Origin of the sequence: Helicobacter pylori NCTC 11637 = CCUG 17874 = ATCC 43504 = JCM 12093, from assembly GCF_900478295.1 — a bacterium.
Classification (GTDB): domain Bacteria; phylum Campylobacterota; class Campylobacteria; order Campylobacterales; family Helicobacteraceae; genus Helicobacter; species Helicobacter pylori.
In genome coordinates this window covers 745,251-767,054 of the sequence record NZ_LS483488.1, presented here as the reverse complement: position 1 = coordinate 767,054, position 21,804 = coordinate 745,251, and the positions used below count along the sequence as shown (strand labels likewise).

22 protein-coding genes are annotated in these 21,804 nt (G+C 37.5%); 4 read left to right on the top strand and 18 right to left on the bottom strand.

Annotation, left to right across the window (positions count from 1 at the left end; all coding sequences use genetic code 11):
- Positions 1-7: 7 nt before the first annotated feature.
- Together rsmI and rpmE are read right to left on the bottom strand one after the other, a co-directional pair.
- On the bottom strand, positions 8-871 hold the full coding sequence (gene rsmI / locus DQL14_RS03955; RefSeq protein ID WP_108169897.1) for a 16S rRNA (cytidine(1402)-2'-O)-methyltransferase: 864 nt from the start codon (positions 869-871) through the stop codon (positions 8-10).
- A gap of 24 nt (positions 872-895) precedes the next feature.
- Entirely contained in the window at positions 896-1,099 is a 204-nt protein-coding gene (rpmE, locus tag DQL14_RS03950; protein WP_108169979.1) for a 50S ribosomal protein L31, read from the bottom strand.
- A gap of 264 nt (positions 1,100-1,363) precedes the next feature.
- Between rpmE and rho the strand changes: the two genes are divergently transcribed.
- Positions 1,364-2,680, top strand: coding sequence for a transcription termination factor Rho (rho, locus tag DQL14_RS03945; RefSeq protein ID WP_108169896.1), 1,317 nt, complete (start codon positions 1,364-1,366; stop codon positions 2,678-2,680).
- Between the two features lie 37 nt (positions 2,681-2,717).
- Entirely contained in the window at positions 2,718-3,485 is a 768-nt protein-coding gene (gene murI, locus DQL14_RS03940; protein ID WP_108169895.1) for a glutamate racemase, read from the top strand.
- 411 nt (positions 3,486-3,896) lie between these two features.
- Here the strand turns inward: murI and cagA are convergent, their stop codons facing one another.
- Positions 3,897-7,640, bottom strand: a complete 3,744-nt coding sequence (gene cagA, locus DQL14_RS03930) for a type IV secretion system oncogenic effector CagA (protein WP_108169893.1) — start codon at positions 7,638-7,640, stop codon at positions 3,897-3,899.
- A gap of 387 nt (positions 7,641-8,027) precedes the next feature.
- Here cagA and DQL14_RS03920 point away from each other — a divergent pair, with 387 nt between their 5' ends.
- Entirely contained in the window at positions 8,028-8,216 is a 189-nt protein-coding gene (locus DQL14_RS03920; protein WP_108169892.1) for an urease-enhancing factor, read from the top strand.
- Between the two features lie 276 nt (positions 8,217-8,492).
- Here the strand turns inward: DQL14_RS03920 and DQL14_RS08650 are convergent, their stop codons facing one another.
- The 14 genes from DQL14_RS08650 to DQL14_RS03855 all read right to left on the bottom strand — a co-directional run bounded on the left by DQL14_RS08650 (position 8,493) and on the right by DQL14_RS03855 (position 18,966).
- Positions 8,493-9,050, bottom strand: a complete 558-nt coding sequence (locus tag DQL14_RS08650; protein WP_231952917.1) for an AAA domain-containing protein — start codon at positions 9,048-9,050, stop codon at positions 8,493-8,495.
- A gap of 6 nt (positions 9,051-9,056) precedes the next feature.
- Positions 9,057-9,404, bottom strand: a complete 348-nt coding sequence (locus DQL14_RS08645) for an AAA domain-containing protein (RefSeq protein ID WP_227998476.1) — start codon at positions 9,402-9,404, stop codon at positions 9,057-9,059.
- Positions 9,405-9,628: 224 nt separating this feature from the next.
- Positions 9,629-10,054, bottom strand: a complete 426-nt coding sequence (locus DQL14_RS08640) for an AAA domain-containing protein (protein ID WP_305877658.1) — start codon at positions 10,052-10,054, stop codon at positions 9,629-9,631.
- Positions 10,055-10,124: 70 nt separating this feature from the next.
- Positions 10,125-11,189 (bottom strand): hypothetical protein, encoded by a 1,065-nt coding sequence (locus DQL14_RS03905; protein WP_231952915.1) that lies wholly within the window; start codon positions 11,187-11,189, stop codon positions 10,125-10,127.
- A gap of 56 nt (positions 11,190-11,245) precedes the next feature.
- A complete protein-coding gene (locus DQL14_RS03900) occupies positions 11,246-11,941 on the bottom strand; it encodes a hypothetical protein (RefSeq protein ID WP_231952913.1) in 696 nt (231 codons plus the stop codon).
- Between the two features lie 217 nt (positions 11,942-12,158).
- The gene (locus tag DQL14_RS08535) at positions 12,159-12,632 is read right to left on the bottom strand and encodes a hypothetical protein (protein WP_172953005.1); all 474 of its coding nucleotides are present in this window, start codon (positions 12,630-12,632) and stop codon (positions 12,159-12,161) included.
- A 1-nt stretch (position 12,633) separates the two neighbouring features.
- Complete coding sequence (locus DQL14_RS03890; RefSeq protein ID WP_108169891.1) at positions 12,634-13,167, bottom strand: hypothetical protein; 534 nt, start codon at positions 13,165-13,167, stop codon at positions 12,634-12,636.
- Positions 13,164-13,772: a MarR family transcriptional regulator gene (locus tag DQL14_RS03885; RefSeq protein WP_108169890.1), complete on the bottom strand. Its 609-nt coding sequence runs from the start codon at positions 13,770-13,772 to the stop codon at positions 13,164-13,166. The genes DQL14_RS03890 and DQL14_RS03885 overlap by 4 nt, the downstream gene beginning before the upstream one ends.
- 251 nt (positions 13,773-14,023) lie before the next feature.
- Positions 14,024-15,016 carry a cell shape-determining L,D-carboxypeptidase Csd6 gene (gene csd6, locus DQL14_RS03880; protein WP_108169889.1) on the bottom strand — a complete coding sequence of 331 codons (993 nt, stop codon included), beginning with the start codon at positions 15,014-15,016 and terminating at the stop codon, positions 14,024-14,026.
- On the bottom strand, positions 15,013-15,918 hold the full coding sequence (gene era, locus DQL14_RS03875; protein ID WP_162296914.1) for a GTPase Era: 906 nt from the start codon (positions 15,916-15,918) through the stop codon (positions 15,013-15,015). Before era ends, csd6 begins: the two co-directional genes overlap by 4 nt.
- Complete coding sequence (gene hslU / locus DQL14_RS03870) at positions 15,918-17,249, bottom strand: HslU--HslV peptidase ATPase subunit (RefSeq protein ID WP_108169887.1); 1,332 nt, start codon at positions 17,247-17,249, stop codon at positions 15,918-15,920. Before hslU ends, era begins: the two co-directional genes overlap by 1 nt.
- Positions 17,249-17,791, bottom strand: a complete 543-nt coding sequence (hslV, locus tag DQL14_RS03865) for an ATP-dependent protease subunit HslV (protein ID WP_000461037.1) — start codon at positions 17,789-17,791, stop codon at positions 17,249-17,251. The genes hslU and hslV overlap by 1 nt, the downstream gene beginning before the upstream one ends.
- Positions 17,792-17,794: 3 nt before the next feature.
- Positions 17,795-18,244, bottom strand: a complete 450-nt coding sequence (gene rplI, locus DQL14_RS03860; RefSeq protein ID WP_000866266.1) for a 50S ribosomal protein L9 — start codon at positions 18,242-18,244, stop codon at positions 17,795-17,797.
- 425 nt (positions 18,245-18,669) lie between these two features.
- Positions 18,670-18,966 carry a hypothetical protein gene (locus DQL14_RS03855; protein ID WP_108169886.1) on the bottom strand — a complete coding sequence of 99 codons (297 nt, stop codon included), beginning with the start codon at positions 18,964-18,966 and terminating at the stop codon, positions 18,670-18,672.
- A 234-nt stretch (positions 18,967-19,200) separates the two neighbouring features.
- On the opposite strand from DQL14_RS03855, the gene glnA reads away from it, so the two are divergent.
- The gene (gene glnA / locus DQL14_RS03850) at positions 19,201-20,646 is read left to right on the top strand and encodes a type I glutamate--ammonia ligase (RefSeq protein ID WP_108169885.1); all 1,446 of its coding nucleotides are present in this window, start codon (positions 19,201-19,203) and stop codon (positions 20,644-20,646) included.
- Between the two features lie 229 nt (positions 20,647-20,875).
- On the opposite strand, the gene DQL14_RS03845 is transcribed toward glnA, so the two are convergent.
- Complete coding sequence (locus DQL14_RS03845; RefSeq protein WP_108169884.1) at positions 20,876-21,730, bottom strand: SEL1-like repeat protein; 855 nt, start codon at positions 21,728-21,730, stop codon at positions 20,876-20,878.
- Positions 21,731-21,804 lie beyond the last annotated feature (74 nt).

Genomic DNA, 21,804 nt, shown 5'->3' with positions numbered 1-21,804 from the left:
ACCCCTTTTATTGATTTTTTTCTTCTAACAAACGCTGGAAATAAAGCTCTTTAGCGTTTTTTTGTGTCATAGCGGCTTCAATTTTAGCCTTAATTTTAGGAGGTAAATCCAATTCCAATAACGCCGATAGCCCCATGCAAGGCTCTATTTTTTTTTCATTCAAAAGCACTAAAACCCACTCCCCTTGGATATTATTTTGTTGCAACCGCTCTATGATTTGAGAAACCTCTCCTAAATAATATTGCTGGTGGAGTTTGGTAAGCTCTTTAGCCGCAAACAAATGCATGCCTTTAGCCAAATCGTTTAAATCCTTTAAAGTTTCCAACAATCGGTGCGGACTTTCATAAAAAACCACCGGGGTTTTTTCTTCTAAATACGCTAAAGCGTTTAAAATTTTAGCGATTTTTAAGCGCCTTTCCTTACTCTTATGAGGTAAAAAGCCGGCATAAAAAAACCGCCCTTCTAAAAACCCGCTCGCGCAAAACGCCGTAGTGAGCGCGTTAGCCCCGGGCAAAACATCGTATTGGATATTGTGTTTTAAAGCGTAAGCGGCTAAACTCATGCCTGGATCGCTCAAACTTGGCATGCCTGCATCGCTCATCACAGCGATTTCTTTGTCAAAAAAAGAAAGCTCTATTTGGTTTAAAAATTCCTGATCGTTGTGTGAATGGAAGGCGATAAACTCCCTTTTTTTAGTAGCGATATTAGGGAAAGAATGGCTAATAACAGGGTTTTGTGCAAGCAAGTGCAACAACCTCTTACTCACCCTTGTATCCTCGCATAAAAAAACCTCGCAACACTCTAAAACTTCTAAGGCGCGTAGCGTGATGTCAGCGAGATTACCTATAGGAGTGGGCAAAAAATACAGCACAAAAAGCCACGCTTTTTAAAAGAGTTACTTCAAGTTGTAGCGTTGCTTGAATTTCTCTACTCTCCCTGTAGTGTCAGCGATCTTATCGCTACCGGTATAGAAAGGGTGGCAAAAGCTAGAAATATCAATACGCATTTCAGGTTTAGTGCTTAAAACTTCAATTTCTTTCCCGCTCGTTACGCAAGTAACTTTGCATGGGATATATTCGGGGTGAATGCCTTTTTTCATCAAGTATCCTTTATTTTTAAATTTAAACTTAAAATTATAGCATAAGTAACAACAAATTAAAACCACTCTAAAGTTAAAATAAAATTTGACTTTGTTAAAAAAATTATGATAGCATAGCAAAGCATTATGAAATTCAACACTTGTGGCATGCACCACTTATTAGCATCTTTTGGTTACACTAATTTTTTAAGAATGCTTTAGCTTTTTGTATTTTTATCTTAATTGCAACAAACTAGAAATCTCTTTTTGTTAAAAGGAAATTTAATGAACGAAAACGCGCCTACGCACAAAAGTTCGCACAAAGTCAAAACGCACACGCCAGTGAGCGGTTATCACATTGAAGATTTACGCACCTACCCTACTGAAAAGCTTTTAGAAATCGCTAACAAGCTCAAAGTGGAAAACCCCCAAGAATTCAAACGACAAGACTTGATGTTTGAAATTTTAAAAACCCAAGTTACGCAAGGCGGATACATTCTTTTTACCGGGATTTTAGAAATCATGCCTGATGGCTATGGCTTTTTAAGAGGGTTTGATGGGAGTTTTTCAGACGGGCATAACGACACTTATGTCAGCCCTTCTCAAATCAGGCGTTTTGCTTTAAGGAATGGCGATATTGTTACCGGTCAAGTGCGATCCCCCAAAGACCAGGAAAAATACTACGCCCTTTTAAAAATAGAAGCCATCAATTATTTGCCTTCAGATGAGATTAAAAACCGCCCTTTGTTTGACAATCTAACCCCCCTATTCCCGGATGAACAAATCAAATTAGAATACGAACCCACTAAAGTTACCGGCAGAATGTTAGATTTATTCAGCCCTGTGGGGAAAGGTCAAAGGGCTTTGATCGTCGCGCCACCAAGGACTGGGAAAACGGAGCTGATGAAAGAACTCGCCCAAGGCATCACTTCTAACCACCCTGAAGTGGAGCTGATTATCCTTTTAGTGGATGAGCGCCCTGAAGAAGTTACGGATATGCAACGAAGCGTTAAAGGTCAAGTTTTTAGCTCCACTTTTGATTTGCCCGCAAACAACCACATAAGAATCGCTGAATTAGTCCTAGAAAGGGCGAAAAGGCGCGTGGAAATGGGCAAAGATGTGGTGGTTTTATTGGATTCTATCACCCGTTTAGCCAGAGCGTATAACGCTGTAACGCCTTCAAGCGGTAAGGTTTTAAGTGGGGGCGTGGATGCAAACGCCTTGCACAGGCCCAAGCGCTTTTTTGGAGCCGCAAGGAATATTGAAGAGAGCGGGAGCTTGACGATTATCGCTACTGCGTTGATTGAAACGGGATCTAGAATGGATGAGGTGATTTTTGAAGAATTTAAAGGCACCGGGAATAGCGAAATCGTTTTAGCGAGAAATATCGCAGACAGGCGCATTTACCCGGCCTTTGATATTTTAAAATCCGGCACACGAAAAGATAATATCTTGCTTGGCAAAGACCGATTGACTAAAGTGTGGGTTTTAAGGAATGTGATGCAACAAATGGATGACATAGAAGCCTTAAGCTTTGTGTATTCTAAAATGCAACAAACTAAGGACAATGAAGAATTTTTAAATTTAATGAATGAAAAATAAAATCCCTAATTAATCCCATTAAATTAAAAAAAGTGTCATGAAAATAGGCGTTTTTGATAGCGGTGTGGGGGGGTTTAGCGTTTTAAAAAGCCTCTTAAAAGCGCAACTATTTGATGAAATCATCTATTATGGCGATAGCGCTAGAGTGCCTTATGGCACTAAAGACCCCACCACGATCAAGCAATTTGGCTTAGAGGCTTTGGATTTTTTCAAACCGCACCAGATTAAATTATTGATTGTGGCATGCAACACAGCGAGCGCTCTAGCTTTAGAAGAGATGCAAAAGCATTCCAAAATCCCTATTGTGGGCGTGATTGAGCCAAGCATTTTAGCGATCAAGCAACAAGTAAAAGATAAAAACGCCTCTATTTTAGTGCTAGGGACAAAAGCGACGATTCAATCCAACGCTTATGACAATGCCCTGAAACAACAAGGCTATTTGAATGTTTCGCATTTAGCCACTTCTCTTTTTGTGCCTTTGATTGAAGAAAGTATTTTAGAGGGCGAATTGTTAGAAACTTGCATGCGTTATTATTTCACTCCATTAGAGATCTTACCTGAAGTGATCATTTTAGGTTGCACGCATTTTCCCTTGATCGCTCAAAAAATTGAGGGCTATTTTATGGAGCATTTTGCCCTTTCAACGCCCCCCCTACTCATCCATTCGGGCGATGCTATTGTGGAATATTTGCAACAAAAATACGCCCTTAAGAAAAATGCACACGCATTCCCTAAAGTGGAATTTCATGCGAGCGGCGATGTGATCTGGCTAGAAAAACAGGCTAAAGAATGGCTCAAATTGTAAAACGCTAAATGCTTTCCATCCACAAACCCCCGCTTTACTAAAAAATCTAGGTGTTTTTGAATAATCATGCGATCAATGTCTGTAACTTGCGATAATTCATTAAGATTTAATCCATCCCCAAAAGCATGCAAGCAAAATAGAGTGAATTCCCCTATATCTTCAATTCTTTCCAAACAAAAACTTAGCTTATATCCATAATATGGAATACTCGCATCTACAAAACTAATGCCATGCTTCACTCTTATTAATTAAGTTTCTTTATCAAAGGGTTAAGTCTTTTTGGGGTAGGAAATATCCATGCAGACTTAAAGAACAAAACCTTTCGTTAGTGTCTGTTGGGATATTTTAAGTTAAAAAACCCCTTGTTTTTAGCAAGGGGTGGTTTTTGCGTTTTTGGTATTCCTTAATCCTTTAAGATTTTTGGAAACCACCTTTTGTATTAACATTTTTGATTCCATGCTCCGCATTTTCCCTCGCCAAGGAGTAATATCCTGTAGAAAATGCATTGGCTAAAAATTGCGTAAAGCTAGACTTAACGTCTTTTACAGCATTGTTCAACTTGGTGGAAAACTTGAACGAATCAGAATAATCTTTCATATTCTTCTGGTTGAAGCCAATTTTATCATACTCTGACAAAGGAACGCTTCCCACATTATGCGCAACTATCTTATCATTCACGAGCTTGAGCCACTCAGGGTTTTTTTGCGTTAGCATACCGGTCGCTTTTTCATTGATTGCTCCATTTTGGATATTGCTATTAATGCGTGTGTGGCTGTTAGTAGCGTAATTGTCTAGTTTCGCTGACAAACTAGCAGGCACTTTTTTTGCACTTTCAACCCATAGATTCACAGAATTGTATTTTGTAGAATCTTTGAGCTTGTCTATCGTTTGCTCTAGATTGCTAAAAAAACCTGCTTTAGCTTCTGATACCGCTTGACTGAGATTGTCAATTTTCTGAGCCAATTCTTGATTCCTTGAAAGCCCTACCTTACTGAGATCATCAACTTTATCATGCCTTTTCAAAGGGAAAGGTCCGCCGAGATCATCAATCGTAGCATAAATGGGTTCAGGGCTAACTGATCGCCCTACCTTACTGAGATCATCAACTTTATCATGCCTTTTCAAAGGGAAAGGTCCGCCGAGATCATCAATCGTAGCATAAATGGGTTCAGGGCTAACTGATCGCCCTACCTTACTGAGATCATCAACTTTATCATGCCTTTTCAAAGGGAAAGGTCCGCCGAGATCATCAATCGTAGCATAAATGGGTTCAGGGCTAACTGATCGCCCTACCTTACTGAGATCATCAACTTTATCATGCCTTTTCAAAGGGAAGCCCGCTTGCCCTACACCACCCAAACCACTTGCTGCTTGATTGAGTCGGTCAATTTTTGCATTCACCTTTTTAGCAACTTGAGCGTAAATGGGTTCTTCAGGGCTAGCTACTTGTCCTGTTTTCTTTTTATTAACTTTAGCATAAATGGGTTCGTTTTCGAGTCCATTATTGTTATTGTTATTGAAATTTTTAAATTTCTCATTCAATTCTTTCTTGATATCCGAAAAATTTTTGGCGAGAGCTGTGGCCTCTATTCCAGATAACCCATTACCGACTAGGGTTCCGTTCACACCATTCTTAACGGATTGATATATTTCAGATTTTTTTCCAACATTGAAACTTTCATTTTTTTGAGTTTGTTGAGCCAATTGCTCCTTTGAGAAGTTTTTGAGATCGGCTAACGCTTGCTCTACCCTACTGAAATCACCCGTTGCTTTAGCCATTGATACCGCTTGATTGAGATTGTCAACTTTATCCGTTATCTTTTGATTGATGATCACATCTTTAACGGAATTTTCAAGGTCGCTTTTTGCTTGCGTTACCTTGCTGAAATCCTTATTTTTGCCATTTTTGAATTCATTCAAAGCTGCATTAAGGTTTTCAACTTTTGAAATCCATTCCGGATTGATACCTAAATCTTTCACCGAGCCTTTAAGGGCTTTTAGCGTTTCTTCTGCCTTGCTAAAATCCTTATTTTTGCCATTTTTGAATTCATCAAAAGATTTACTAAAGTCTTTCAAATCCTTGTTGATTTTTTCAAGTTTATCAGACAATTCCCTTTTGATGCCTTTAAGATTCTGAGAGTAAGCGATTGCTCTTGCGTCCCTATTAGCCTCTTTATTGATCAACGCAAAAATCTTATCTTTTTGGCTGTTAGCTTGAGCTTTCGCTTCCATTTTATTTTTGTTGCCGCTTTTGCTCTCCAATTTTTTCTCTACTTCTTTCTCTAAATGCTCTCGTTTCCTTAGAGATTTTTCAAGATCTTTCTGAGCTTTTTTCACTTCATCATAGTTGCCTGTGTTTTTAGCGTCAGCTACAGCTTTATTGAAGTTTAAAGCTTTTCCAACCAATTCTTTGTTGCTGCTCAAAAAATCTTTGATAAGCTTATTAGCTTCTTGTAGGGACAATCCTTCAGTGACTAGTTTATTCTCTAAATTCCGCCTTACGAAACTAGTGATAGCGAGATTATTTAAATCAGGCAAATTAAAGACAGCTACCTTGCTAAAGCCTGCGTCTAAATGGGAAACGCCATTTGTAACGCCTACACCCTTATCAGGACTCTTGGAGGCGTTGGTGTATTTGAAATTAGAATAATTAACAAACATCACGCTATCATGTTTTAGGTTACCTTGAAGAGTAACATTTTTCTCCCTATCTAAAGCTCTATCTGCTTTTTTCCCATAATCTTTGAGAGTGTAGCTCAAATCCCCCTTACCAAACTCAGTAATTAAAGCTGAATGTTTTGGGTCTTTTTTAGAAACAAAGGCAATACGATCATTCCCTAGGGCGTCTAAATAAGCCTTAGAGTCTTTTTGAAAATCTTCAATCTCATTTTGGAATTTTTCTTTCTCTTTCTCGCTCAAGTTGTCTAATTTAGCATTGTTTTGTGCAAGAAATTCCATGAAATCTATTTTGTTTCGGATCTCTTCTTGACTCAATGCTCGTTGTGAGCCTGTGAGTTGGTCTTCTTTGTAGAGATAAAAACTAGGGTTGTTAATCCCTTTCTCACCACCTGCTATGACTAAGCCACTGCCGTTTTTCATATGCACATTAATGAGTGTAGCCACATTGTCGCCTTGTTGGTTTTTATAACCAACGGTGGCGTTCCAATCGTGCTTGGCTCCAAAACCACCATTGCCCGCATACAATAATGAAACTTTTTCAGGTTCTATGCCATTATGACTCCCCATTAACACAGAAGACAGAGCGTTATTGTGAATCAATAATTGATTGAACTTGTAATTAGGATCAATGTCGGCGACGCCCTCAACATCTAACATTTCCATATCGCCAAGAGTGAATTTAGAAAAATTACCCCTTTCATCAAGCAAATCCCTAGATTCAGGCGGTAAGCCTTGTATGTGGGTGGTGGTAGTGGCTATATCTGGTTGGACATGGGGAACTGGTTCTTGATTGATTGCTTCTTTGACATCAGAAGATTGTTCTTTGTTAAATACAAATGATAAAAAAATATCCAACCAATCCCCACCAGTAGGCTCTCCATTTTTTTCTGCTTCTTGCCTTTCTTTCAAGAATTCATCAAACACGCCCATGAACTTTTGATCCGTTCGGATTTGATTCCCTATAATGATTCCTGCAAAAGATTGTTTGGCAGATTTCAAAAACTCTGCTTTTTCTTTGTCATCAGGGATAGGGGGTTGTATGATATTTTCCATAAAATTTCGGATCGATCGGGTGTTGATTTTAGACGGATCGTTTTGATGGGACACCCAACTTGTGAAAATTCGGTAACGCTGAGTCCCAAATTTCTGAAAGCTTTTTATGGAAGAACCTATATCAATGAGATTGTCTTTGTTGATTAAATCATTGCTCTTATTGATAAAGTCTGAAAAATACTGATTCTTTTTGGTAGGATTTTTGATCGCTTTATTGGAGTATTCTTCCCTTAATTGCGAGATTCCATCAAAAGCTTGCCTGTTATCCCTATCATTCTTATCAACGATTGGTTTTTGATCAGGATCGTATGAAGCGACAGCGTTATCAACTTTAAGAAAAGCCACTTGAAGATTGTTGATAAATTGCTGCGGGTTAAAAGCCGCTTCGGTTTGTGGTTGTTGGTTAATGGTTTCGTTAGTCATTGTTTCTCCTTACTATACCTAGTTTCATACCTATCGGTATCTTATTGGTATCAAAGACTGATAAAAATCGCTACACACTTGAGTAATCAATTCATGTCTTTGAACATTGTTAGTATACCACAATATTTAGAACAAGGTATAACAAGTCTACTATAATTCTAATTCAAGGAGCCTAACTAAAATAAAATGATAAATTTCAGTTAGGGCTTTATTATAGCAAAAATTATTAAGGATTTACAAAGGGTAGCGTTTCTGGTTGGGATTTAGAGCGTTATTTTGATTGTTTTGAGTTCCATTTACTTTTTTTTCATAATAAATCTTAACTATCCATAAATACATGATTAAAGTATTTGAGTTATTAAAAATTTTAAAACAAAAGGATATAAAATGAAAACCATTAGAAATAGTATGTTTATTGGAGCGTCTTTACTCGGCGGTTGTGCTAGCGTTGAAACTCGCTTTGACGCTCTGCGTGTCGCTTGCGTTAAAGACGCCGTTATAGAGAAAGAATCGCACCACACGCCCAAAGACTTTGGTAGCTTTTATTTTAGCAATCAAACTGATATTGGGTTTTAGGGTTTTTTCTTCTTAAAAAATGTTTTGGCTTTTTTGTTAAATGTTGATTGAGCTAAGCATTTCAAGATATTTCAAAATAAAGAAAAATTAAAATAAACTAAAGTCAATCCAACTCAAGCTCTCATCTAGGATCTTTGAGTATTTTAAAAGTCATGCGATGGATTGGTAGATTATAAAGTTATGGCTCACCATAAAGTAAAGCATTCAAAAAAAATAAGTTTGCAATTTAGGAGCGTTTTGAAGCGGATAATGCCTAATGATTATCTTTGGAAAAGATTACCTATCTACAGACTTGCAAAATAGCGCTAAAGATATTCTTCTCATCGCTTCGCAAATTCTCAAAGAAAGACTTTTTGCCCACAAAAATGAGATTTTCTTTTGCCCTAGAAATAGCACATTCAAGCGTTTAGAATCTATCAAGAAAGAAAGATTACCATAAGTTTTCACGGTGGAATAAATAATAATATCTGCCTTCTCGCCTTGAAAGGCATCCACAGTGTCTATTTTGAGCTCATCAAAATTCTTGAAGCCGTATTTTTCCACTTCTGATCGCAAGCATCTTTTTTGGGCATTATAAGGTGTGATAATTCCTATGGTTTTTCTGATTTTTCTTTGATTAAGAATGCGATTGATTTGCTCTAAAAGCTCTATGATTTTTTGAACTTGATTTTTGTTATAGCTACTTGTTTTTTCTAGTTTATGCTCCCCTTCAACATTAATCCAACGGATAATATTCTTAGGATCGTAAAATTGCGAGGTATTTTTGATCACTCCATTCTTAAGTTTCTCTTTATAAAAAAGCTGACTAACTAGCGATCCAATAGAAGCAGGCATTCTAAATTACTCATTAAGCATGGCCTTATTACTCTCTGGAATATACTTATAGAGATTTTCAAAAAAACTCTCTTCCAATAATTGGCGATCAATGGCATCCAAGTTTTGAATATCATCGCTCTCTAATTGTTCTAGGAGGTACCTATCAATGCTAGGTGGGAGCTGGTTGTGATCGCCTATTAAGATCAGTTTTTTAGTGCGAAGTGCAGGAATCAAGATTTCTGGTGCTGTGGCCCTGCCTGTCTCATCTATGATGGTAACATCAAATTCCATCAATTCAATCCCAAGATGCTTAACAGCAAGACCAACACAAGTAGCCCCTAAAACTTGATGCTGACTTAGTGAAGTGCCCAACCGCTAAAGACGATTGGGCTTCCTAGGCTGATGTTGCCCGTAGGGAGAATTTGGTTCTCACTCTGTGTCCCTAATCATAGGGATTTTACAGAGTTTGAGCTCCAACGCATTCCCTACAGGTCTCACACATCATATCTCCAAAGGCGTAACTTTGTGCACTTCCTGCGCTAGATACGAATGTATGGGGATATGATACCATGAATTGGTAGCATTCATCCCAAACACTAAAGATATTTGGGATTTCTGCTAAGGAGTATTAAAAGTTGTTTGATGTCATTATCAATATCTCTAAAATCCTTGTCTTTTATACACTCATGCCATTTGTTCATATAGTGGTGCAACCTAGCATTTTTGGTTGCATTTATTGAATTCTGTTTTATCTTTTTTTCTATCTTTTCTTTATAAGATGACCACCAGTTTTCTAAAACATAGGGCTTAATGTTTTCATATTGCACCTTATCTTCTTTACCGATGTGCACTATTGATCTAATACTCTGCTGTTGCAAGCCGTTCAAAACATTGTCCACGGCTATATTTTGCTGAGAAATGATACATACTTTGGCAAAATGGCTAGCGTTGAGAATTTGAAACACAATTTCTTTAATCACGGTTGTTTTGCCCGCTCCCGGTGGACCTTGGATTAAAAAGATATTCTTTTCATTGAGAGCTTTTAAGACAATTTCTTTCTGATTTTTTGTTAGTTGCTGATTATAAAACTTCTCAAGGCGTATGCCAAGGAGGGGTATAAAAAATTATCTTTGGATCGAGCAAGAAACGCTTGAGATCTTGATTGACAATCTCGTTTTTATTGAACCGTTCTAAAGCTTTTTTTTGCCGCTCCAAAGGGGCAATATAATCCGTTCTAAGAAACAAGAAACCTTTTTGCGGGAATGTAACACCCAGAAGTTTAAATTCTATACAGATCTCTTTATTAGTTTTATCAATTCCGCCGATCACTTTGCCTATTCTTTGGACTGCTTTTTCACCCACGAAACCATCCACTTTCGCTTCGATCGCACTCTCTATTTTCTCTATTTTAGGATCAGTAGTTTTAAAAGTATATTGATGATTTTTCTGCGTATAAGATTGATAAGCCACTTGAGTGTAAGAATTGGTTTGAATTTGGTGCTTGATGATTTGTTGCCATTTTTTAAAGGGATCATCCTCAGGTGCTTGATATTGGCTTAAATGCATCTGAGTTTGAATATAGACTAGCATGTCTTCCATACCCACACCGCTTGCTACCGCTAATTCATCGTAACGCCCTTTCTCTTTCTCATACACAAAAGTGATGCCTCGCTCTAGGGGAAAAATTTTATCGTTGAATTTTTCAGTGAAATTTTCAGGCAGTTTTCTAATCTCTTGCAATACGAGATAATTAGGAGTGGTGCGGCATTTTAGCATCAGATGAGCGATTCCCAAGATTAAAACATTCTTTTGATAATCTAACACGGAATAATTAAGATTGAAGTCATTAAAAATATAAGCATATTTTAAAATTTGAGATCCCAGTCGGTCATTAAAGAGCATAATCACATCCATGTGTTTGGGTTCTGGCTCTTTTTCAGCAATGAATGCACTTTTTAGCAAGCTGTCATAATTTGTTACCCACACCTTGAGAGTATCCCTTGGTGTGTACTTTTTATGTTTAAATTCCTTGTATGCAATGGGCAGTAAAAGTTGTATCCCATGAAACAAACACTTGGTTATTTTCCAATCAATTGCATTCTCATACATGGGCGACACTTCAAAAACGCTCTCTTCTAAAATGTGTTTATAGAGCAAACCTTTACACAAGCTAGCTTTGAAAAATCTGTTGTCTTCTTTATTTTGCCGTGTGATTAAAATATAAAATTCCTCTTAAGAGTTATAAGAATCCCATAACTTTTTTCATGTTCTCCAGATTCCAAACTTAGGCGTTGCCCATAAATATTCCAGCCACTTTCTTCATCTCCATCATGTGCATAGATTTCACTTTTATTGACACAAGCAAGTTTTCCAACATAAAGAAAGTCTTGAGACAAGAGATGGTTTGGCTCCATAGTTTGGATATGCTTTAAAATTTCATCTATATTGCTTTCTATCTCCTTTATTTTGCTTTGAGCCTTGGTGATAAAGTGCTGAGTTCTGTCAATTTTTTCTTGTCTTTCATCCATCCACTCTTGCATTTTAGCGGCATTCTTTGGGTTATTAGATTGCGATTCATCACGCCATTCTTCAAATTGCTCTAATGCCTCTTGATGTTTCTTAATATCCTTTTCATTCTCTTTGACCTTTTGCTTTAATTTTTTAATCTCACCCAAATCACTTTTAAGGCGCTTTTCTTTCTCTTGTAATTGAGTTTTTAAGCGAGACAAATAATCCAAATAAGCTAAAGCACGGCGTTGTGCGTATTCAAAGCGGTTGCAATATATTTGCAGTGAATGTTTTTGCTGTATGGGTAGAGATTTCATTTCTTGTTGGATTTGCTCTAGAACAGCCTCTAATTGCGTGGGTGTCTCTTTCTTTTCTTGTTGCAATCTTTCAATTTCTTGCAAATAGCGTTGGATAATATTGAGACAATGGTCTGCGATCTTTAGGGTTTGCTGGTGTTTATGGCGTTTTTTAGCCTGTTGCGCTTTGTGTGTGTAGTCCTTAATATCTTTTTTTAGCGTGTTTTGGCGTTCTTTTTCTTTTTCGGTTTCAACATCAAAAAAAACGCTAACGCTCCAAAACCAACTGCTAGGATAGCCCCACCCACAATAAAGGGTAGCATTAATTCACCTTAGATGTTAATGCAAGCAAAGCTTGTTGGTAATGAATCAGTTGTGCATGCAATTCATCCACCATTTGGTGTTCCCCATGTTCGCAGATTAAAAATTGATTCAGCGAATCAATCTTATTGATGATGCCTTGCATTATTTCTAAAAGCTTCATGTCTTTTTCATGCTCATTGGAGAGTCTGAGCATTTCTTGTTCATGCATATTATTGAGTGCCGTTATATCTCTTTGGAATTCAGCGATCTTTTCTCTCAATCTGTTGTTTGAAGCTATCATCTCTTGATTTGATTGTATTTCTACTTGTTTAGTCTTTTCTTGCTCTTTGCTAATTTCTTTCTGGGCATTGATCGCTGATGAAATCAAGTCTTTAGAAGCAGTTACCAACTTTAACATATCTGATAAAGAGAGATTGTCAAGAAAACCCCCTTTAGAGTTTCCTTTTGGTGTGGGTAAATTAACGCTTTTCATATTAACCTCCTATAAAGTTTAAAGACGCTTGGCAATGCACTGTGAGCGCTTCATGGTATTGTTGGCACAAGGCTACAATTCTTTGGGTATTGTCATAAGGGAATTTTTTCTCATATTCATCTAAATGTCCCTTGATGCATTTTAAAACCATAAAGCTACATTTATAAGCTAATTTAAGCTGATGCATTTTATCCGCATTCTTGTGTATTCTAGCATCTATCTTTTCTAAGTCTTTGGCAAGCTGTAATCTGAGCTTCTGTTTGTCTAATCTTAATTCTATCAAAAGATTTTCATATTGTTTTCTTAAAGTATTGCGTATTATTTCTAATTGTTTGGTTTGCTCTTTAGCGGCACGATATTGGTCATAAGAATGGATCATATCAGCCAAACTAAGCACCACATCCACACAAACTAAGACTGGACTCACTTTAGCAATTCCTTTTGCTCCATAGCGTATGACGCTATAGATGATTTTTGTGTTGCACATACCACGCACAAAACGCCCATCGGTTTTAAAGAGATCGATGCTTATCATAGTTGCTTGCAGAGTGTTTCTATCTCTATAAAACACTCTTGCTCCCCATAGATTGCACGGGCATATGTTTTCCTTTCCATCTTTGTAGGTGTTAGCACCTTTGGATTGATTTTAAAAACTAAAAACCGCTCTACTTTCTTTGGTTCTAATCGCACCTTGATCTCATCTGAAACATCTTTGAAGTCTTTCGCATTATCCAATAAGCGCAATACCTGATTAATATCCTTGCGTGCATTATAAAGCTCTTCAAATTCTTGTAGGCTCAAATCTTCTCCTGCGATGAGCCACCCATAAGAACGATCTGTTAGTTCTTGGCATTCACGCCATCTTTTTATTTTTTCTCTCACTGCATTTTCTAAAAACACCACCCGATTTGTGCGATTAAATTTGTTGATTTCATCGTGTAATTTTAAAATGTTGCACCCATAAGCGCTAATCTTGTGTTTTTCATCCACAAAACCCCGCTTTACTAAAAAATCCAGGTGTTTTTGAATGGTTATAGGGTCAATCTCTGTAACTTGCGATAATTCATTAAGATTTAATCCATCTCCAAAAGCATGCAAGCAAAATAAAGTGAATTCCCCTATATCTTCAATTCTTTCCAAACAAAAAACTTAGCTTATATCCCCAATATGGAATACTCACATCTACAAAACCAGTGCCATGCTTCATCCTTATAACTCCTAAAATCCTCTATTCATAATTCTTAATTAATATTTCTTAATCATTTGTTATTTTTAAAGCTTCATTCCCTTTTTCACTCTGTAAAGTTGTACGATTATTTCTAATGCCAATGACTTTGGCTTCCATTACTTTGTCTTTATGGTGGCTTGACTTTTTAGCACCTATCCCTAGCTTATTTTTCCATTATAATAGACACTTGATTGTTTTCAATCTCTACATAGAGTTCTTTTTGGGAATTAGAGCTATAAGAGAGCTTGTTTTGCTGGTAGGCTTTGTAATCTTGGTCAAACGCCACATAAAACAAGCGTTTGTTCTGGGAGTTGGGGTAAGGGATCACATTGATAGAAGAAAAAGCGATATTCTTTTTTTCGTTTTTTGCAAACACCCTTTTTTTATACTCTTTAAAAGCGTTGAATTTCATGCCATCATAGCGAGTGAAATTGGGGTTATAAAAACGCATGTAGCGTTCAAAATCGCCCCTAGCCCAAGCTTCTTTCCATTGAAAAAGGGAGCTTAAAACCATGCTCAATTCTTCTTTGGTGCTGGGGAAAAACTTGTCTTCATAGGTGATGAGGAACGCTTTTTCGCCTTTTAATATTTTATCATAAGAGCTTAAAAGCGGGTTTTCAATCGCAATACAGCCCTTGGTGTTCAATTCATTCCGATCGCCATTTAAAGGCATTCCATGCACCCAAATGCCATGCCCGGTGCGTTTTTTCAAGGTGTCATACAAATTAGGGTAATTCGTTACAAAAGCCAAGACGCCATAATATTGATCCAAGCGCTCTAATTTCTGCGTGATACGATACACTCCAATAGGCGTGGCCAAATCGCCCTCTAAAGTTTTATCGCCCTTTTTAGAGCCTACAAGGGCTTTAGAGCTGTTGATTTTTTTAAGCATGTTGTTGTCTATTTCATAAAACTCTAAACTAGGCTTGGATTTATCCGCCACAAATAAAAACTGCTTGTTTTGATAATAGCCAAAATCCGTGTCCTTGTTTTGAAGCTCTTCTGTCCAGAAAGATTTATCCGCTAAATAAGAATCTAGCTTTTGACCCACCACTTCCAAGCCTTGCTTTTGATAAAGACGCATGATTTCTAACAAACGCTCATCAGCATTCAAGCCCACAAACCCCATTAATAAAGCCGGTAATACCTTTTTCAATCCATACCCCTTTTATGGATATAGCCCAGTTTTTGCAAGCTCTTTTCTTCCTTGCTCCATGATTTTTGAGCGATCACTTGCAAGTTTAAAAAAACCTTTTTTTCGCCCACTTCTTGCATTTTTAATCGCGCGTTAGTCCCGATGCGTTTGATATTCACCCCGTTTTTGCCTATCACGATCTTTTTTTGGCTTTCTTTTTCTACGATAATATGCGCATACACCTTGTCTATGCGTTCTTCTTCTATAAATTTATCAATCATCACATCGCTTTCATAAGGGATTTCATCGCTCAAAAAATCAAACAAACTCTCCCTAATGATTTCCTTATAAATATCGCGCATTTTTTCATCGCTCATCAAATCCTTTTCAAAAAGCCATGCACTAGGGCTTAAATGCTTGCTGATGCATTCTAAAAACGCGTTTAAATTTTGAGATTTTTTCGCGCTCAAAGGCACTAGGGCTAAAAATTGCGAATCGTATTGTTGATACTCTTGTAATTTTTGCAAAACTTGCTTATGCGTGGCTGTGTCAATCTTACTCAAAGCCAAGATATGGGGTTTTTGGCACAAACTCAAAAACTCTTCATAGCCTTTTAAATCATCATGCACAGAAGCTAAAAAAACGCACAATTCAGCATCGCCCATCGCTTTTAAAGCCTGTGAGAGCATGCACTGGTTGAGTAATTTTTCTTGATGATGGAGCCCTGGTGTGTCTAAAAAAATGATTTGGTTCTCATACCCTTCTTTATCTTTGAAAGGCACGATGCATTTCATCAATTTTCTGGTCGCATTAGCCTTATGCGAAACAAGGGCTAAATGAGCGTTTAATAAAGTGTTTAAAAGAGTGCTTTTTCCAGCGTTTGGTTTGCCCATGAGAGCTACAAAGCCCGCCTTAGTTTTCATCATAAAATATACTTCACCAAATTTTCATCAGCCACTAAATCCTCTAGCTTGGATTGAACCAATTCTTTAGTGATAGTAATATTTTGCCCCGAATAATCCTCCGCTTCAAAACTAATGTCTTCTAGCACTTTTTCAATGGTGGTGTGCAACCTTCTAGCGCCTATATCTTCGCTTTTTTGATTGGCGTTATAAGAAAGTTTGGCTAACTCTTTGATCGCATCGTCTTCAAACGCAATTTCTACGCCCTCCACTTTTAAAAGGGCTTGGTATTGCTTGATGATAGAGGTCTTAGTTTGGGTTAAAATCATATACATGATTTCTTCGGTTAAATTTTCTAACTCCACCCTTAAAGGGAAACGCCCCTGCAATTCAGGGATCAAATCGCTTGGTTTAGAAAGATGAAACGCCCCTGCTGCAATGAATAAAATATGCTCTGTTTTAATAGAACCATACTTCGTATTCACCACGCTCCCCTCTACAATCGGCAACAAATCCCTTTGAACCCCCTCTTTACTGGGATCTTGACGGCTTCCTTCTTTAGAGCTTACAGCGATCTTATCAATTTCATCAATAAAAATCACCCCTGAACTTTCCGCGCGCTTCAAACCTTCCATTTTAATGGCTTCGCTGTCTAAAAGCGTGTCGCTGATTTCTGCTTTTAGGGCTTCTTTAGCCTCTTTAACGCTTAAAGTTTTTTTGACTTTATCCTGTTCTTTATGGAAAAACTTAATCACATTTTCTTGAACCCTTAAAATTTCAGGCGGCACATTAGAATCAATCTCTATGCTTTTTTTACGCACTTCAATTTCAATTTCTTTACTATCCAACTCGCCTTGCGCGATTCTTTGTTGCATTTTTAAAAGGCTGTTAGCGTATTCTTGTTTTTTTTCTTCGCTCACGCCATTAGGCAAGGGGGGTAGGAGTTTTTTAGCGATTTTTTCTATAACCGCTTCTTCAATCTTGTCTTTTAATTTTTCTTTATGCTCATTTTCCACTAAAAGCACGCTGTTATTGACTAAATCCCTTACCATAGACTCCACATCGCGCCCCACAAAACCCACTTCTGTGTATTTGCTCGCTTCCACTTTCACAAAGGGGAGTTCCATGATTTTTGCTATTCGTCTTGCGATTTCAGTCTTACCCACGCCAGTAGAACCAATCATTAAAATGTTTTTAGGCGTGATTTCTTCTTGTAAGGATTTTTCCAGTTGCAAACGCCTGTAACGATTCCTAAAAGCGATAGCGATAGACTTTTTAGCTTCCTTTTGCCCAATGATGTATTCATCTAAATAAGCGACAATTTCTCGTGAGGTCATATTCAATTTAGACATTAAAGCTCCAAAATTTTAATATTCGTGTTGGTGTAAATGCAAAGATCCCCTGCGATTTTTAAGGACTCTTCTACAAGTTTTCTAGGCTCTAAATGAGCGAAATGATCTAAAGCCCTAGCCGCGCTTAAGGCGTAATTCCCCCCACTCCCAATAGCAGCGATCTTATTGTCTTCAGCTTCTAAAACATCGCCCGTGCCGCTCAAAATGAAAATGTGATCCAAATTTAAAACGATCATCATCGCTTCTAGTCGGCGTAAATACTTGTCCTTGCGCCATTCTTTGCTGAAATCCACCACGCTTTTAAACAAATCCCCTTTTTTGCTCTCTAAAATGCGTTCAAACATATCAAACAAGCTAAAAGCGTCCGCCGTGCTCCCGGCAAACCCGCTTAAAACCTGGTTGTGATACAAGCTTCTGATTTTTGTCGCATTGGCTTTGACTACACAATTGCCTAAAGTTACCTGCCCATCGCCTCCAATGAACGCAAACTTCTTGCCCCCCATCTCCCCTCTATAGCCTAGAATCGTCGTCGCTTCAAACATTTTCTACTCAGCCACAACATCAATTTTAAACGCACCCACAACCCCAAATCCAAGCTTGACTTCAATCTCATAAATCCCTGTGCTTTTAATCGGGTGTTTGAGTTCAATGTCTTTTTTATCTAAATCCAAACTCGCATGCTGTTCTTTCAAACGCTCTGTGATCTCTTCCTTAGTGATCGCTCCAAATAAAGAGCCGTTCGCACCGACTTTTTTATGGATAGTCAGCGTGATGGTTTGTAAGGTTTCTACCATTTGCAATTTTTGCGCCTTTTCTAGGGCTTCTTTTTCCGCTTTCTTTTTAACTTCGGCTTTGTATTTGTTAATCACTTCGTTAGTAGCGAGTTTGGCTTTTTTGTTAGCGATTAAAAAGTTATTCCCATAGCCATCTTTAACCTCGCACACTTCACCCGCTTTGCCTAAATTTTTCACATCTTCTAGTAATAGAACCTTCATTATATCCCCTTTAAGTTGTAAGTGATTTGTAATTATACTCTTTATTTTATAATAAAAAAAGCTCTACTCTCATCAAATATTGATCGCTAAAATTTTTTTAATTTTTGAAAAAAGTTTGTTTTTAAGATTTTTAATGATGTTTTTATAAAAATTTAAGGGGTAGTGGGTATTCTAAAAGAATCTCCCCCTTAAAATCCCCAAAACCCTACGAACGCTTTAAGAAGTTATCGATTGGTTCAATCAAAGTCAAACTCTCCATATACTTAAATTTAAATTTTATTATCAACGCTTGATTAGAACGGAGTCAAAATAAAAACTCCATATCCAACAAAACATTGATCTAAAAAATCTTCAAAGACATTTTTTAACTACAAAAGCTAGTTGCCTTGATCAACTTGCACCCATGTGGATGCAAGAGCGGTTTCCTACCTTTCATTGAAATCTAGGCTAGGAAAGTTAAGATTTAAAGCAGGAAGAACACTTCCCAAAATATTCTCTAGATACTGTATCTTTTTACCTTGTTCGCGATTTAGAGAAAGTGAATAATAAAGTGCTTCATTAAGTCCCTTGTTTTCATCTTTAAGTCTTTCATTCTGATCTAAGGTCTGCTTAAGACCGCCATTCAAATATGCGGCTTCAGCATTATACAGAGCCGCACCTTTTAAAGGTTTTCCGTACCTATCGCAGAAAACACCATTTATAAGTAAGAAGTTTTGTTTCATAATTTTTCCTTAAATTTAAAATAACACCCCATTTCTAGGTAGAGATAGGACGGCAATTATACTTATAACTAGCAAACGAATAATACCACAAAAAAGAAACAAAATGCCAAAATTAAAAAAGGTGGTTTTTAGTCTCTATAAAATTTAGAGCATCAATTCTACTTTTTTTACCCCATAAAATGCTATAATCACCCCTATCAATCAAACTCAATTCATAACAATTAAAGGTGGTTAATGATAGTAAGAACTCAAAATAGTGAAAGCAAGATCAAAGAATTTTTTGAATTTTGCAAAGAAAATGAAGTGGAATTTGTGGATTTTAGATTCAGCGATATTAAAGGCACTTGGAATCACATCGCTTATTCTTTTGGGGCTTTAACGCATGGCATGTTTAAAGAGGGGATTCCTTTTGATGCGAGTTGTTTTAAGGGCTGGCAAGGCATTGAACACTCCGATATGATTTTAACCCCCGATTTGGTGCGTTATTTCATTGATCCTTTTAGCGCAGATGTGAGCGTGGTCGTGTTTTGCGATGTGTATGATGTGTATAAAAACCAGCCTTATGAAAAATGCCCCAGAAGTATCGCTAAAAAAGCCTTACAGCATTTAAAAGATTCAGGTTTGGGCGATGTGGCTTATTTTGGTGCGGAGAGCGAATTTTTCATCTTTGATTCCATTAAAATTAAAGACGCTTCCAATTCCCAATACTACGAAGTGGATAGCGAAGAAGGCGAATGGAATCGGGATAGGAGCTTTGAAAATGGCGTGAATTTTGGGCATAGACCGGGCAAGCAAGGGGGCTATATGCCTGTGCCGCCAACGGATACGATGATGGATATTCGCACTGAAATTGTGAAAGTCTTAAACCAAGTGGGGTTAGAAACTTTTGTCGTCCATCATGAAGTCGCGCAAGCGCAAGGCGAAGTGGGCGTGAAATTTGGGGATTTAGTGGAAGCCGCTGACAATGTCCAAAAACTCAAATATGTGGTTAAAATGGTCGCTCATTTAAACGGCAAAACCGCCACTTTCATGCCAAAACCTTTATACGGGGATAACGGGAGCGGGATGCACACCCATGTGAGCGTTTGGAAAAACAACGAAAACCTTTTTAGCGGCGAAACTTATAAGGGCTTGAGTGGGTTAGCGTTGCATTTTTTAGGGGGTGTGTTGCGTCACGCTAGAGGGTTAGCCGCTTTCACTAACGCTTCCACTAATTCTTACAAACGCCTAATTCCAGGCTATGAAGCCCCATCTATTTTAACTTATTCAGCTAACAACAGGAGTGCGAGCGTGCGTATCCCTTATGGGATTTCTAAAAACAGTGCGAGGTTTGAATTCAGATTCCCGGACAGCTCATCAAACCCCTACTTGGCTTTTGCAGCGATTTTAATGGCGGGTATGGATGGCGTTAAAAATAAGATCGATCCCGGCGAAGCGATGGATATTAACCTTTTCAAATTGACTTTAGATGAAATCAGAGAAAAGGGTATCAAACAAATGCCCCACACTTTAAGGCGATCGTTAGAAGAAATGCTAGCCGATAAGCAGTATTTAAAAGAGGGTCAGGTCTTTAGCGAAGAATTTATTCAAGCTTATCAGTCCCTTAAATTCAACGCTGAAGTGTTCCCATGGGAGAGCAAACCCCATCCTTTTGAATTTATCACCACTTATTCATGCTAAAACAATGAGCGAATCAATAATCCCATTTTAACAATTTAGAATAAGGAAAAAATACCTTATTTTTAAAAAGAGTGGTTGGAAAAATTGATTTTCTTTGCTTTTTAGTTTTGTTCTAATAGAGTGTCGATAATAAGATTTAAAAAATGCTCAAAGGTATTTTTTAAGATTAAAGCAAAGAACTTGATTTTAGCCAAGTGATAGTAAAGATTAGGTAGGTTATTTTCTAAAACTACAGAGCTTCCATGGCTTTTTCATAGCCAAATTCTGCGGATTTTTGCAAGAATTTTTTAGCCCTATTTTTTTGTTTTCTAACGCCAAGCCCTTCTTTATAAGCGATCCCAATCCTATAAAGGATCTCTCCCATTTGTTGTTTGAGTAAAATAATATTGCTTGAAATTTCAGCAATATCTTCCCAAAGAAGTGTATTATCTTTGATTTGAGTGGATTTCTTAACAAGTATTCCAAACTTCTTTCCAAATTTTATAGGATTTGCGCTCAAACCTGAAAGATCAATGAATCGCGATCCAATAAGCATACTAGTGAACACAAGGTTTGGTAATCTAAAATTGTTAGCAAAATAATTTGTGCTTTTATTAGAAAACATGCGAACCACATGCCTGTAAGTCTTAAGCGCTTGTTTCAAATCCTTTTTCATCCCTAAACCTTCTGCTTGCATGCGTCCTAAAATAAGAGCGCCCCCTAACAACCCGCTCCCATACCCTTTGATAGCGTTTTGTGCATAGAATTGCGCTTTTTTGTAATCCAATTTCACGCCCTTTCCCTCCAAATACATTTTGGCTAAATAAACGCTGCCAAGCCCGATGCTGTATTCTTGCGCCAATTTAAAATCTTTAAAGGCTTGTTTGTATTGGCCTTGATTAAAATGGTCTAAACCATTTTCAAAATAATATGTCTTATGATTTCGCGCAATTTCATCCCACTGATTTCGCGCCCTTTCATCCCAATCATCACTTATGCTAATATATTCATCAGCCATACAAAGCGAAAATGACAACAATAAACCCAATAAAAGCAAGAAAGGCTTTAAAAAAGAGAAAGTGGTGCGATAAAAATCTTCAAACATGTCAGATCCTTTTACAACTTGAGCCATTCTTTAGCTTGTTTTATCATCTTTTTTAAATTACAAACAACAGCATA

Excerpts from the sequence above, each read along its gene's own strand:
- DQL14_RS03920 (WP_108169892.1), top strand. The coding sequence starts at position 8,028 with ATGAAAACCATTAGAAATAGTATGTTTATTGGAGCGTCTTTACTCGGC.
- hslU (WP_108169887.1), bottom strand. The coding sequence starts at position 17,249 with ATGTCTAAATTGAATATGACCTCACGAGAAATTGTCGCTTATTTAGAT.
- rplI (WP_000866266.1), bottom strand. The coding sequence starts at position 18,244 with ATGAAGGTTCTATTACTAGAAGATGTGAAAAATTTAGGCAAAGCGGGT.
- DQL14_RS03855 (WP_108169886.1), bottom strand. The coding sequence starts at position 18,966 with ATGAAACAAAACTTCTTACTTATAAATGGTGTTTTCTGCGATAGGTAC.
- era (WP_162296914.1), bottom strand. The coding sequence starts at position 15,918 with ATGAAAACTAAGGCGGGCTTTGTAGCTCTCATGGGCAAACCAAACGCT.
- DQL14_RS08650 (WP_231952917.1), bottom strand. The coding sequence starts at position 9,050 with ATGCCTGCTTCTATTGGATCGCTAGTTAGTCAGCTTTTTTATAAAGAG.
- DQL14_RS03890 (WP_108169891.1), bottom strand. The coding sequence starts at position 13,167 with ATGATAAGCATCGATCTCTTTAAAACCGATGGGCGTTTTGTGCGTGGT.
- rho (WP_108169896.1), top strand. The coding sequence starts at position 1,364 with ATGAACGAAAACGCGCCTACGCACAAAAGTTCGCACAAAGTCAAAACG.
- DQL14_RS03845 (WP_108169884.1), bottom strand. The coding sequence starts at position 21,730 with ATGTTTGAAGATTTTTATCGCACCACTTTCTCTTTTTTAAAGCCTTTC.
- glnA (WP_108169885.1), top strand. The coding sequence starts at position 19,201 with ATGATAGTAAGAACTCAAAATAGTGAAAGCAAGATCAAAGAATTTTTT.
- hslV (WP_000461037.1), bottom strand. The coding sequence starts at position 17,791 with ATGTTTGAAGCGACGACGATTCTAGGCTATAGAGGGGAGATGGGGGGC.
- DQL14_RS08535 (WP_172953005.1), bottom strand. The coding sequence starts at position 12,632 with ATGAAAAGCGTTAATTTACCCACACCAAAAGGAAACTCTAAAGGGGGT.
- murI (WP_108169895.1), top strand. The coding sequence starts at position 2,718 with ATGAAAATAGGCGTTTTTGATAGCGGTGTGGGGGGGTTTAGCGTTTTA.
- rpmE (WP_108169979.1), bottom strand. The coding sequence starts at position 1,099 with ATGAAAAAAGGCATTCACCCCGAATATATCCCATGCAAAGTTACTTGC.
- cagA (WP_108169893.1), bottom strand. The coding sequence starts at position 7,640 with ATGACTAACGAAACCATTAACCAACAACCACAAACCGAAGCGGCTTTT.